Genomic DNA, 13080 nt, shown 5'->3' on the forward strand with positions numbered 1-13080 from the left:
ATGTGTCATCCACTCTAACGCGCGGGGAGGACACTCCATTCACGATTTCCCTCCCCTCTTCACCTAAACCAACATTTCTGCAGGTAAAGGCACTGTACGCCGGTAGCGAACAGGTCATGATGAAGCCGCCTTTCGCACTAACCTGCCACAGAAGCTCCGCCACCTTAGAATGAGGAGGATTCTATATATCTCATCATCGACCCCTCCACGAAGGATTTCCTCTCATCGTGACTATGCTCCCAGAATTTTTCACCACCCAGCACCAGCTGCGCCAAAAGGCAGTCTTGGACCAAGGAGCGGACTCCACGCTCTTCCTCGTGGAAGATCCCTCACATAACGAGCTGCTCGTGGAGATATACAACCCGGAGAACCGCGGTGTGCTCCGCCAGTCCGGCGTCGTGGGGCAACTACAGCACAGCGCCATCGCCCCCATCGTGGGCACGGGAACTATGAACAACGGTCAGGAATTCTTCGTGCGCCGCAGCCTGCCCGGTGAGCAGCTGGCGAATTTCACTTCCTCTGGAATTGGCGCGCAGCACCTTTCCCGGGAGGAAGCCGTCGCTGTCTTCGCCCCTTTGGCCGACGCCATCGATTTCCTGCTCCAGAAGGGCCAGAATAAATTCGCTCTCCGCGCGCTCAATCCGCGCCGCATCATCCTGACCAATAACCGCTCGAACGCCTTCTTCGCAGCGGTCGGCCCAGCCACAGGCTCCGATTCCCCCAAGGCGACGGCGAAGGAGGCAATCGACCGCCTGGCACAGCTCCTCGCCGCCGCCTATCCTTCCTTCCGCGCAGCAGGCGCTTATACCTCGGCGGCCGCCGTGGTTGATTCTCTCCGAAATGCTAGCGCGGGGACCTCCAACGCCAGCGCGGCTGGCACCGGCACCTCAAGCCCGGTTGCTCCGCAGTGGCAACCGGAACAGCATTACGCTGCCGCCCCACAGGGGGAATGGGGAACCCAGCCGCAACCGCCGGTCCCCGCTTCCGCCCCCGCGGAAGACTCCGCTCAGCGCGGGTCGACCTCGAAGAGCAAGGTCTTTGCTGGCCTTGGTGTAGGCCTTCTCCTTTTAGCCCTCATCGGCGGCCTACTGTGGTTCTTCTTTGGCCGTCCGGCGTGGTCTGAGGAGGAGCAGGCGCTGGTCGACGACCACCCAGGCCTCATCAGCTCCCGTCCCGGCGGGGAGGGCTTCGACGGTGCCACCTGCGAGTCCCGCGAGCCGGAGGATGGTCAGGATGCAAAGATCACCTGCGTTCGCGACGGCGTGGGCTACTCCGTGGCGAGGTACGGGGACGTCACCAAGCGCGACGCGGCTGCCCCGACACAGGATGCACAGGAACTGTCCAACGGGCAGTGCACCGTGCACAGTTATGACGTTTCCGATTCCGAGCCGGTCTTCTACATGAGCACCGAGGACTCCGCTGACGCCGTCCTCGTGTGGGGCGAGGACGCCGAAAAACTTCGCCTGAACATGCCGCTGTGCTGATTCACGGCTAATTCACGCGCTTGAGCAGCGGCGCAATCACCGCAATGGCGGTGCCGGCCACGCCGGCAAAAAGGAAAGCCCAGTGCGTTCCCTGTGCCGTCGCTGCGGCCGGGCCCATCCCCGCCGCGACGCCGGCCTGGGTGCCGCGCGTGAGGAAGACAACGAGGAAGGCCGTTCCCATCGCACCAGCCAGTTGCTGGAAGGTGTTCATGATGGCCGAGCCGTGCGAGTAGAGCTTCTCCGGAAGTGAGGACAGCGCGGTGGTCATCAGCGGCGTCATCATCAAACACATGCCGAGGGAGAAAACTACGTGCATGCCCACGACCATCCACACGGCTGAGTTCTCTCCCAAGGTGGCCATGAGCCACAGGCTGGCCACCATGAACAGTGAGCCCGGAATCATCAGGGGGCGCGGGCCATAGGAATCAAAAAGACGGCCCACAATCGGGGAAAGGAAAGCTTGAAGGATGCCTCCCGGCATCACCGCGAGCCCCGTGGCGAAGGCCGTAGCGCCCAGGGTAGTTTGCAGGTAAATGGGCAGGACCGTGACCATTCCCAGCATGAGTCCAAAGGACAGGACGAGGATGATCACCGCAAGAGTGAAGTTGCGTACGCGAAAAGGTCGCAGATCCATCAGGGCGCGGTCTTCAAGCGCGAGGCGCCTCTGCCGGCGGATGAAGACGACGAGCGCGATAACGCCCACCACGGTGACGGCGATATCCACCCAAGCGCCGCCCTGCAGCATTTTCTCTATCGAGGACAATCCATAAATCAGACCGCCGAAAGCGCACGCGGAAAGGATGACGGAGAGACCGTCGAGTGGGGTATCGCGGTTCTCACCAACATCGCTCAGGCGCCAGAGCCCGGCAACCAAGATGAGGGCGATGAGCGGCACCATGGCCCAAAAGATGACGTGCCAGGTGAAGTGGTTGAGAATGGCCCCGCCAACCGTTGGCCCCAGTGCCGGGGCGACGGAAATCACCACGGAAATAATGCCCATGACCGTGCCACGGCGCTGCGCTGGGACCAACGTCATGGCAACGGTCATGAGAGTGGGGATCATCAGCGCGGTTCCACCGGCCTGAAGGACGCGCCCCAAGAGTAAAACGATGAAGCTCGGGGCGAGGGCCGCCACCACGGTTCCGGCTAGGAAGAGTCCTGCGGAGGCGATGAAAATCTGCCGTGTGGTGAGCCGCTCCAACAGGAAGCCGGTTGTCGGGATGACGACGGCCATGGTGAGCATGAATCCCGTCAACAACCACTGCGCGCTCGTGGCGGGAATTCCATAGTCCGCCATGATGGCTGGTAGTGCAACAGAGAGCGAGGTCTCGTTGAGAATCATGACCATCGCCCCCAGCACTAGGATGCTGAGGTTGATCACTACCTTGGAGGGAATCTCAGCGGACATGCGGCCAGCCACACCTTTCAACTACTTAACTCTGTGGACCTCGCACTGGAGCTGTGAAAGTCAGCGCGCGAAGATTTTAGAGTACTCCCAAGGTCACCGGGCATGCCACATGAGCGAAGCCGCGGGCCTTCTTAAGACCGCCGCGGCTGGCGATGACTTCGTGATACGCCTTAGGGCATGGTCTCCATGTTGCGGGGTGTGATGACCACGATGCTGCCACCGCTGTCCAGACTGCAGCCCAGCAGACGGTTTTCAGGGGTATCCTCCCACAGTTTCGGTGCACCGTAGGAACAGTGTCCAAGGTCAGTGGTGAGGTGGCCACGGTTTCCGCCCTCGCCAGCCTGCCAATCATGGTTGGCGTATTCATCCAGCAGCTCCATGGCATCATTGCAGTCGGTGCCATCTTCCTGCACGTAGACCAAACCGGTCTCCTCCCCGCGTGTTCCGCTCTCACCGCACACCGCTCCGGTGTTGGCCATGCCGTTCGCATCTGGCTTCGCTGGGAAGGTATCGGAGTAGTACTGGCCATCGTCCTCGACGGTGAAGTGGTGCCCGTTCGCCTTGACCACGAATTTGTTACCGCTGAGCGCCTCAAAGGTGCCACCGTCAAAGCTGACGGTCTCGCCCTCGTTGAGCGTTGCAACCTCTGTCGGTGTATAGAACTCAATGGCCCACACCGGGAAGAAGCCGCGGTCGCCGAGGTAGCTCACCGCGTTTGCCCTCCAGCTCTGCATAACCGGCCCTGGATAAATTGGCGGATCGGCAAATTCGACTTTGCAGTTCGGGGCATCAGCCTCTTCGTGAATGAGGCAGAGGACGCGCCCATCCGGGCTCTTGACGGCTGGGATGGGGTTCGGAATGGTCGCCAGATCACCACCGGTCATGAAGTCCTGCGGATCGCGTTCCTTCAACCCGCCGGGTTTGTCTTTATCGGGCTTGGCGCTGCTCGACGCCGCGGCCTCAGTAGAGCTGCTGGAGGCAGATTCAGAGCTTGCAGAGCTGGCTGAGTTCTGTTGAAACTGTGGCTCATCGCTGGCCGGTTCGCTCGTCGAAGAACACGAGGCCACGGCGCAGGCCATGAGGGAGGCAGAGAGGATAGAGAGAAGCTTCTTCATGTTTTGTATTGTTCCACGCAGGCAGTCTTCGCGCTGAGTGTTTCCTGGCTGCAGCAACCTGAAAGCTCCTCAAAAACAACGCACAAGCCTTCGGCTGCGGGGCCGGAGGCTTGTGCGTTGAGGTAGAAAGCTAGCGCGGAGACTAGTGCTCAGGTTTCACGATTGGGAAGAGCACGGTCTCGCGGATGCCCAGGCCGGTCAGGGCCATGAGCAGGCGGTCCATGCCCATACCAGCGCCAGCTGTCGGCGGCATGCCCTGCTCCATGGCAGCAAGGAAGTCTTCATCCAAAACCATGGCTTCTTCATCACCGCCGGCGGCCAAGCGGGCCTGGTCCTCGAAGCGCTCACGCTGGATTACGGGATCCACCAGCTCCGAGTAGCCGGTGGCCAGCTCGAAACCGCGCACGTAGAGGTCCCACTTCTCCGTCACGCCTGGCTGCGAGCGGTGCTGGCGGGTCAGCGGGGAGGTCTCAACGGGGAAGTTCTTCACAAAGATCGGGCCCTCAAGCTGGTCCTCGCAGAGCACCTCCCAGATCTCCTCCACCAACTTTCCGTGGCCCCAACCGCCGTTCTTCGGGACGTCGAGCCCGATGACGTCGGCAAGCGCCTTGAGCTCCTCGACGGTGGAGTCGATGGTGACCTCCGGCTGGCCCGGGAACTTGCGCTGCAGAGCCTCGTTGAGGGAGGGGTACATTTCAATCTCCGGCCACTCTTCGCCGCCGAAATCATACTCAGTGCCATCCGCCAGGGTGACGGTGGTGGAACCGAAGACTGCGCGGGCCACGGACTGGATGGACTCGCGGATGGTGCGGGCACAGTCGTTGTAATCGCCCCATGCCTCGTAAGTCTCCAGCATGGCGAACTCCGGGGAGTGGGAGCGGTCAACGCCCTCGTTGCGGAAGTTGCGGTTGATCTCAAAGACGCGGTCAATGCCGCCGACAACAGCGCGCTTGAGGAAGAGCTCCGGAGCGATGCGCAGGTAGAGGTCGATGTCCAGGGCATTGGAGTGGGTCACAAACGGGCGGGCTGCGGCACCGCCGTGGAGAGTCTGCAGCATCGGGGTTTCGATCTCCATGAAACCCTGATCCTCCAGGTAGTTGCGCAGCGCACGCATTACCTTCACGCGGGTCATGGCATTCTTGCGGGCCTCCTCGCGCACGATGAGGTCGTTGTAGCGCTGACGCACGCGAGTTTCCTCGTTCATGTCAGCGAAGGAAACTGGGAGCGGGCGCAGGGACTTCGCCGCCATGGTCCATTCGGAGGCCATGACGGAGAGCTCGCCACGGCGCGAAGCAATAACGCGACCCCGGACGGAGATGAAATCACCTAGGTCAACGTCGGACTTCCACGCGGCGAGGCGCTCCTCCCCTACCTCTGCCAGCGACAGCATGGCCTGCACCTGGGTGCCATCGCCATCCTGCAAGGTGGCAAAGCACAGCTTGCCGGTATTGCGCATGAAGATAAGACGGCCGGCGATGGCTACCTCGACGTCAGTCTCCTCACCCGCGCTGAGGTAGGTGACGCCCTCTTCCGCGGCCGGCTCTTCGCCCTCGGCAACGACCTGGAACTGCTGGCGGAGATCCCGCAGGGAGATCGTGCGGTCTACGGTCACCGGATAAGGCTCGGTGCCGGACTCCAACAGTCGGGCGCGTTTCTCGCGGCGAATGCGCAGCTGCTCGGGGACGTCAGTAACTTCAGTATTCTTCTTCTCGCTCACGGTTGTCTAGGGTAGTCGATCCCCATACGCTGGCGCGATCCCGGTTCACAGAGTGTTCATCTGGTGGTTAGACAGCATCAACCGCGCGGCCACCTCAACCGTATTAACTCGGGGCGTCCGTTGCGCCATCCCCGCGCAACCAACGAGTTCGATTTTTGGAGCATAACTTTCATGGCACTCAACGGCCGTAATCTCTTGGCTAACATGTTTACCTCTTCTCGTTCTTCTCTTACCTGCACCTACAAGTGCGGTAATGCCTGCTTCGGCGAGTGCGAGAACACCTCCGATAACCCTTACTTCGGTGACCAGTTCCCCCGCCGTACCGCCCTACGCGCCGGTGGCCTGGCCGTCGTCGCCGTCGGTGGTTCCTCTGCGCTGGCTGCGTGCGCTGCACCGGATGACAATGGATCTGCGGCTGGCGGCTCCTCTAACAAGACCAGCGAGGTCAAGGGTTCTGACATCGAGCTCACCTCCGCCGAGGGCATGCACTTTGAAGCTGTGGACGCCAATACCAAAGATGAGGTAGTCATCCCGAAGGGCTATGAGCAGACCGTCCTGATTGCCTGGGGTGACCCGGTCATCGAGGGCGCGCCGGAATTCGACGTCAACAACCAGACCGCCGCGGATGCGGAGAAGCAGTTCGGCTTCAACAATGACTTCGCCGGCCTCATCGAGCACCCGGATGATAAGAACCGCATGATCTACATGTGCTCGCACGAGTACACCACCGAGCCGATGATGTTCCCGAACTACGACCCGGAGAACCCCACAGAGGAGCAGGTGAAGATCGGCTGGGCTGGCCACGGTCACACCATCCTCGAGGTATCCAAGGTGAAGGGCTCCGGCGAGCTCAAGCGCGAATTCGGCCCGCTCAACCGCCGCATCACCGCCACCACCCCGTTCACCCTGGTGGGCCCAGCTAAGGGCACCGACCTGGTGAAGACCTCCGCTGACCCGAAGGGTGAGAAGGTCCTGGGTACCCTCAACAACTGCTCCGGTGGCGTGACCCCGTGGAACACCATGCTCTCCGGCGAAGAGAACTTCGACCAGTACTTCGCCGGTGGCGACATCAAGGATGAGAAGGCCGCTGAATCCCTCAAGCGCTTCGGCATCGAGGAGGGCCCGTCCGACCGTAAGTGGGAAAAGTACGATGACCGCTTCGATGTAACCAAGGAGCCGAACGAGCCGAACCGCTTTGGCTGGCTCGTGGAGATCAACCCGCTGGACCCGAAGTCCACCCCGATTAAGCACACCGCTGTGGGCCGCTTCAAGCACGAGGCCGGCAACATCCACATCACCAAGGATGGCACCGTGGTCTGTTACTCCGGCGATGACTCCCGCTTTGAGTACGTCTACAAGTTCGTCTCCTCCAAGAAGTACAAGGAAGGCGACCTGGAGCACAACATGACCATCCTGGACCACGGCACCCTGTACGTGGCCAAGATGGAAGGAAACTCCCCGGAGAAGGAAATCGACGGCTCCGGTGTCCTGCCGGAGGATGGCGCCTTCGACGGCAGCGGCGAGTGGGTCAAGCTGCTGACCTCCGATACGGAGAACAACAAGTTCGAGTCTCACGTGGACGGCATGTCCGCAGAGGAGGTCGCCGTCTTTACCCGTGAGGCCGCCGACAAGGTGGGCGCCACCAAGATGGACCGCCCAGAGGACGTTGAAGTTCACCCGGAGACCGAGAAGGTCTACATCGCGCTGACCAACAACAAGTACCGCGGCGCCACCGGCGAGAACGCCAAGAAGAACAAGGAAGACGCCAAGGAATGGGCTCCGGTTAAGGAGAACAAGAACGGCCTGGTCATGGAGCTCGAGGATGACCACGCCGGCGAGAAGTTCACCTGGAACCTCTTCCTGGTCTGTGGTGACCCGCGTGAGGCCAGCACCTACTTCGGTGGCTTCGATAAAGAGAAGGTCTCCCCGATTTCCTGCCCGGATAACCTGGCCTTCGACAATCACGGCAACCTGTGGATCTCCACTGACGGCAACGCGCTGGACTCCAACGACGGCCTTTACGCTGTGACCACCGAGGGTGAGACCCGCGGCGAGCTCAAGTGCTTCCTCACCGTCCCGGCTGGTGCGGAGACCTGTGGGCCGATCGTCGACGATGACCGCGTCATGGTCAACGTTCAGCACCCGGGCGAGGCTGACGACGCCACCTTTGAGAACGCCACCTCCCACTGGCCCGACGGCGGTAAGTCCACCCCGCGCCCGGCCGTGGTTGTGGTGTGGAAGAAGGACGGCAAGATCGGTACCGAATAAGGCACCGCCGCCTTACCGCCTAATTACCTTTAAGCGGTGCGCAGCTGCGCCTCCAGCACCTCCTGCGCGAAGTCCCACAACGGGGTTGCAACCCCAGCCTTGACGCCCATGCGTCGGATCGCTCCGACCTGGGCGTCTAATTCATTCGGCAGGCCCTCCTTGATATCGCGCTGCATCGAGGACGTGCTGTCCGGGTGCTGCTGGCGGGCAAACTCCATGGTCTGTTCCACCACGTTCTCCGGCAGCTCCACGCCGAGAGCGCGGCCGACAGCCTCGACTTCCCGCATGAAGGCCTCGAGCTGGCCGGGGATTTCCTGGCAGAGGTACCCAATCGGTTTATCCGCCAAGGCGCCCAAGGTTCCGGTCGGGGTGACGAACATGGCTTTCGACCAGACGTCGACAAGCGCGGCGTCGTGGAACTTGCTGGAGGCACCCGCCTCCTTCAGCGCGGCCGCCAGCTCCTCGCCCGTACGCCGCAGGGACTCCGGGGCGTTGGCACTCAGCGGCCCAAAGGCTAATGCCAAGGGCCCTGGGTTGCGCTTGATCTGCGCCGGCCCCAGGCGAGTGGCATAAACGCGAGCGACACCGGCAAGGATGTTTTCCTCCCCGAATTCCTCGGCCGCCAAGTACGGAATCTCGACCGAGTTGTGCGTAGTCACCACCGGGATCCCCTGCAGGGCCTCGCGGTCCTCCGCACTGCCAAAGGTCTCATTGCCTGGCAGCGCCTTCGACGCGATAATCGCCACGTCCAGTCCACCCAAGAGCTTCTTGACCTCAGCAAAGGTTTGCGCAGCCGGGACCTTAATCACCTCGGTGCTAGCGGGTTCCGCGTGGGCGTCGATCAACGTCACGCCCGTCTCCCCCAGCACCCGCAAGGTCTCACCACGGGCGACGAAGGCGACGTCGTGGCCCGCTGCTTTCAGTTTTCCGCCAAAGTATCCGCCGATGGCGCCGGCTCCCAGAATTCCAATCTTCATGTCTCCAACCTAACTGGTGGAGACCTGCGCCACAGACTTTTTATCCGCGCTGTTCTAGATTACGGAACCCAATTCCCAACGGCACGCCCGCGTTATCGATAAGCCGCACGCCGCCGATGGTGGCGGCGATAAAGAGGCGGGCGTCACCCTCTGCGGGCGGCTCTCCTAGGTCGCGTCCGCGCAGCTCCACGTACTCCGGCTCAACGCCCGCGGCAGCTAACACTTCACGTGCCACGCGCACGACCTCTTCGGCCCCGGACTCCGCCGCGTATGCACCGGCGGTAAGTGCCGCTGACAGCGCGCTGGCTTGCTCGCGGGCTTCGGGTGCGACGTCAGCATTGCGCAGGCTCATCACCACGCCATCGGGCATGCGCACCGAAGGCACACCCTGCACACGCGCCGCGATGTGGAGGTCCGTAAAAGCCTGCTGGGTGGCCACGAGCAACTCGTAGTCCTTCTCCCCCATGAACACATCGCTAGGACCCAAGGCACAGGTCAGCGCCACAATGCGGGTCAGCTCCGCGCTCACATCCTCCATGCCGTGATCGGGCGCGAGGACCCGCGTGCGCTGGCTCTGCTCGCCATAGCGCCACACCACATCAACACCGTCGAGGGCAGAGATGTCCGTCTCTGGGTCCACAGCCACGACCACGATGCCACCGCGGACGCGCTGCGCCGCTTGCACCAAGGCCAGGTGCCCGGCATGGATGTCGCGGCCCAGCGGCACGAGCACCACGCGCTTGCCCGTCTTGCGGTAAGCGCTGCCGACCATGCGGATGCGCTCAATGTCCTCCACTAGGAGTTGTTCTGCCACGGCGCTTCCTTTCTTACTGCCCACAGTTCCAATTCTTCAATCTTCTCCTGCTCGCCCACCATGCGGGCGACGTCGCGGTAGTTGCGCGCCATACCGAGTTCTACGGCGGCGGGATAGGAATCGATGATGTCACCGGCGTCGAGGTCGAAGGCGCTGCCCATAAAGTTTTCGATAATCCCCGCCTTTATCGCCGCCCACACGCTGAGTGCACCGAGCATCTCCGCGTAGTACAACCGTGCGGCACGTTCGGCGCGCTGCTCCTCCGGCACCGTTTCTGCGGACTGGGAAATCTCCGATAGCAGCAGACCAATGACGGTTTCCGCTACCTCATCGAGAGTGCCCACCGCGTAGGAGTCACCCAGGGGCGCTGCGGCAATCGTCACACACCCGCGCGTTTCCAGGTCATCGAGTGCTTCCACACCGGCCAGCAACGAGGTATGGATGACGATCTGTCTCGGGCGCACGTGCTTGGCCACATCCCCCACAGCCGCCTCCAGCTCTCTCGCCGTTGCAGCGATAATCAGTGCATCGAAGCGGTCCAACTGGGCGGGGTCCTCAAGGCTCTCGACTGTATGCCCGGCCCACTCCAAGCGCTGCGCGAAGTTGCGGCCGGCCCGGGAGTTACCCCAGACCGCCACCCGCATGCGTGGTGCCTGCATCTACTTCTTGTCACCCTTGTTCTGCTGTTCCTTCCGGCGCTTGCTGCGTGCCATGAGCTCCGCCACGGAGACAGCACCCTCGCGGCGTTCATCGCTGCGGCGACGGCCACGGGTATCGGGCTGTGCACTGTCTACATCCGGCTTGCGGTGACGGTGGTGGGGCTGCTGCGCGGCGCCAGCATCCTCCTTGACGTGCTGCGCACCCGCGGCACCCTGGTTCCACTGCACGGCCTGGAAGCTATCGGTCTTAAACTCCGGCGCCTTCGGCTGCGGCTTCGACTGGGCCTTTGGCTGGGACTGCTGCGGCTTTTGCTCCGCGCGTGCCTGTGGCTGTTCTGCCTTGGGTTGTGGCTTCTCGGCCTGCGGCTGCGGCTGCGGCGCCTGCGGCTTCTGCTGCGGCTTCTGCTGCGGCTCACCCATGGGGCGAAACGCCGGGGGACGGTGCTGAGAGGGCTGTGGTGCACCGAAGGAAGACGGAGCTGGGCGGGTGCCCTGCTGATCTGCGGGTTTCCCGGCGGGTTTCGCGGAAGGCCGCTCGGTGGGTTTCGCCGCTGGCTTCGGAGTGGGTTGCTGAGCAGGCTTCGCGGCTGGCTTCGGAGCAGGCTGCTGGGCATTGCCACGAGCATTATCTGCGAGCAGGTTATCCAGCGGGTTGCTCACCGGGTGGGTCGGCTGCGTGCCGAGGCGGCCTGCCACGGCGTCGGCAGACGGCGCGCCACCGGACTTCTGGGTGAAGTTCACGTTGGGGGCATCGCCGCGCTCATCCACGCCTGCGCCGCCGGCCTTGCGCTCCAGCTCCTGGATGCGGCGAGCCTCCGCATACAGGGCGGCAGGCTCATAAACCCACTCGCGTCCGGAGATCTCCTCGATTTGGGCGCGGATAGCTTCCAGCTCAGAGCGGATTTCCGCCAGGACCTGACTGTTGTCCGTAGTGGAAGCTCCGGAAGCGGTCACGGTGGATGCGGCATGGGCGCGCTCTACTGCCAAAAGCTCCTTGGCCTCATGGGCCTGGCGGCGGTAGCGCACCACCAGGAAGAAGCCCAGCACCGCGGCCCACAGGGAAGCCAGCAGGGCGATCTTCAGTGCGTTCGCCGAACCTGAGATCAGCATGACCAGGCTGGCAATGACCGCGAGGATGACTAAGACGATGAGCCCAATGGAGCCAGCATCCGTCTTCGAACCGGACTCAGAAATCTCTGAAGTCTCTGCCGACGTTGGCGGCTGGGAGTCCAGCTGCGCAGAAAACTGGGTCGTCGGATGATCGTCCGGGGCCGACTCGTGCTGGGGCTCAGGGGCGTAGTGCGGGCTCGTCATGCCCACTAACTTACCGCTTGTGCCGCATCAGTTGGAGGTGGCACCTCGCAGTGTCGCTCCAACACCACTCCGGCAACGCACATCGCTGCACCACCCAGCGCTGAGGACACCACCCCGGCCAGGTCACCAGCCGCAGCGACGAGCTCACCGGCGCGCGGCACCACGTAGACCGCTATGCCCGCATAGGCCCCGCCCACGATGGCGCCCGTCCACGCGGAGGCTTTACCGACGAGCAGGAATTGCGCGATGGTCATGGGATTCAGCTGCGAGTTGTCCAGGCCGATGCCGTGCTCATCATTTTTAGCGTTGCGGACTTTGAGGGTAAGGACGCCGCACACCACGGCCATGGCCCACAGGGAAATCGATACCGTTGCTGGGATGGCCAGCATGGAGCCATAAAAGCGGGTGGTGAGGATGGCGGCCGCTGCGGCCACGAAGAGGGCCACGCCGACGAGCGCGCCGATCGACGTCCTCTTCATCGCCTACCCCACTTCCTTCACCGCTGCGACCTCGTCCTCATCGAGGCCCGCGATGAGCTCGCGCACCGGGGTGCCGTTGAGTCGTGCGTGCTCATCCGCAGCCAACCACGGCACGAGCACGAAGGCGCGCTCGTGCGCATAGGGGTGCGGGAGGGTGAGCTCCGGATCATCAGAGGTAACGCCGTCTATCTGCACGATGTCCACGTCCAGGGTGCGCGGACCCCAGTGCCGCACGCGCACGCGCTCAGCGGCCTCCTCCAGCTTCTGGCCGCGGCGCAGCAACTCCAGCGGGGTGCATTCCACGTCTACGATGAGCACCGCGTTGAGGAATTCATCTTGGTCGGTCACGCCCCACGGCGGGGTGGCAAAGACCGGGGAGGCAGCGACTGTCTCGGCAGCAAACTCATCAAAGACGGTCTGCAGCAGCGCGCGGCGGTCCTCCATGTTGGAACCGATGGACAAGACAGCTCGCATTAGCCTGCCATCCTCTTCCGGGAGCGGCGGGCCACGACGGCCACATCCGCGAAGGTGCGTGGGATGGGTGCTTTCGGCTTGTGGATGGTCACCTCAATAGCGTGGAGGATCTCAAAACGCTGCATGGCGGTCTCGGCGACCTCCTCAGCCACCGTCTCGATGAGGTCCCGGGAGGGGCCCTCGACGATGTCTGCGGCGACGTCGGCAAGCTCGGCGTAATTCACCGTGCGGGACAGGTCATCCTCGATGCCCGCGGTGTCCAACCAGCAGGTGATATCCACGATGAAGGGCTGCCCCGTCTTCTTCTCTTCCTCGAAGACGCCGTGGTAGCCAAAGCACTCCAGGCCGGTGAGTTCGATGCGATCCGCCAT

12 protein-coding genes are annotated in these 13080 nt (G+C 62.8%); 2 read left to right on the forward strand and 10 right to left on the reverse strand.

Translation table 11 applies throughout. From position 1 onward, the window contains the following. Nucleotides 1-233: 233 nt before the first annotated feature. On the forward strand, nt 234-1484 hold the full coding sequence (locus tag CAURI_RS11690; protein WP_010188848.1) for a hypothetical protein: 1251 nt from the start codon (nt 234-236) through the stop codon (nt 1482-1484). Nucleotides 1485-1491: 7 nt separating this feature from the next. Here the strand turns inward: CAURI_RS11690 and CAURI_RS11695 are convergent, their stop codons facing one another. The 3 genes from CAURI_RS11695 to lysS all read right to left on the reverse strand — a co-directional run bounded on the left by CAURI_RS11695 (nt 1492) and on the right by lysS (nt 5724). Further along, nucleotides 1492-2892 carry an MDR family MFS transporter gene (locus CAURI_RS11695; RefSeq protein ID WP_010188846.1) on the reverse strand — a complete coding sequence of 467 codons (1401 nt, stop codon included), beginning with the start codon at nt 2890-2892 and terminating at the stop codon, nt 1492-1494. Nucleotides 2893-3062: 170 nt separating this feature from the next. Further along, nucleotides 3063-4007, reverse strand: a complete 945-nt coding sequence (locus tag CAURI_RS11700; protein WP_010188844.1) for a hypothetical protein — start codon at nt 4005-4007, stop codon at nt 3063-3065. A 142-nt stretch (nt 4008-4149) separates the two neighbouring features. Beyond that, the gene (gene lysS, locus CAURI_RS11705; protein ID WP_010188841.1) at nt 4150-5724 is read right to left on the reverse strand and encodes a lysine--tRNA ligase; all 1575 of its coding nucleotides are present in this window, start codon (nt 5722-5724) and stop codon (nt 4150-4152) included. 171 nt (nt 5725-5895) lie between these two features. Between lysS and CAURI_RS11710 the strand changes: the two genes are divergently transcribed. Continuing rightward, nucleotides 5896-7992: a PhoX family protein gene (locus CAURI_RS11710; RefSeq protein WP_010188839.1), complete on the forward strand. Its 2097-nt coding sequence runs from the start codon at nt 5896-5898 to the stop codon at nt 7990-7992. Between the two features lie 29 nt (nt 7993-8021). Here the strand turns inward: CAURI_RS11710 and CAURI_RS11715 are convergent, their stop codons facing one another. From CAURI_RS11715 to folB, 7 genes are read right to left on the reverse strand one after another with little or no spacing between them, the layout of a single operon-like run. Further along, nucleotides 8022-8969, reverse strand: a complete 948-nt coding sequence (locus CAURI_RS11715; protein ID WP_010188837.1) for a 2-dehydropantoate 2-reductase — start codon at nt 8967-8969, stop codon at nt 8022-8024. Between the two features lie 40 nt (nt 8970-9009). Continuing rightward, nucleotides 9010-9783 carry a pantoate--beta-alanine ligase gene (locus CAURI_RS11720; protein WP_041729627.1) on the reverse strand — a complete coding sequence of 258 codons (774 nt, stop codon included), beginning with the start codon at nt 9781-9783 and terminating at the stop codon, nt 9010-9012. Next, entirely contained in the window at nt 9765-10442 is a 678-nt protein-coding gene (locus CAURI_RS11725) for a Rossmann-fold NAD(P)-binding domain-containing protein (protein WP_012715315.1), read from the reverse strand. Before CAURI_RS11725 ends, CAURI_RS11720 begins: the two co-directional genes overlap by 19 nt. Then, on the reverse strand, nt 10443-11756 hold the full coding sequence (locus CAURI_RS11730; protein WP_010188826.1) for a DUF4229 domain-containing protein: 1314 nt from the start codon (nt 11754-11756) through the stop codon (nt 10443-10445). 5 nt (nt 11757-11761) lie between these two features. Then, the gene (locus tag CAURI_RS11735; protein WP_010188824.1) at nt 11762-12235 is read right to left on the reverse strand and encodes a DUF3180 domain-containing protein; all 474 of its coding nucleotides are present in this window, start codon (nt 12233-12235) and stop codon (nt 11762-11764) included. 3 nt (nt 12236-12238) lie between these two features. Next, the gene (gene folK, locus CAURI_RS11740; protein WP_010188822.1) at nt 12239-12709 is read right to left on the reverse strand and encodes a 2-amino-4-hydroxy-6-hydroxymethyldihydropteridine diphosphokinase; all 471 of its coding nucleotides are present in this window, start codon (nt 12707-12709) and stop codon (nt 12239-12241) included. Further along, the gene (gene folB / locus CAURI_RS11745; protein WP_010188821.1) at nt 12709-13080 is read right to left on the reverse strand and encodes a dihydroneopterin aldolase; all 372 of its coding nucleotides are present in this window, start codon (nt 13078-13080) and stop codon (nt 12709-12711) included. Before folB ends, folK begins: the two co-directional genes overlap by 1 nt.

This window comes from Corynebacterium aurimucosum ATCC 700975 (assembly GCF_000022905.1).
Lineage (GTDB): Bacteria > Actinomycetota > Actinomycetes > Mycobacteriales > Mycobacteriaceae > Corynebacterium > Corynebacterium aurimucosum_F.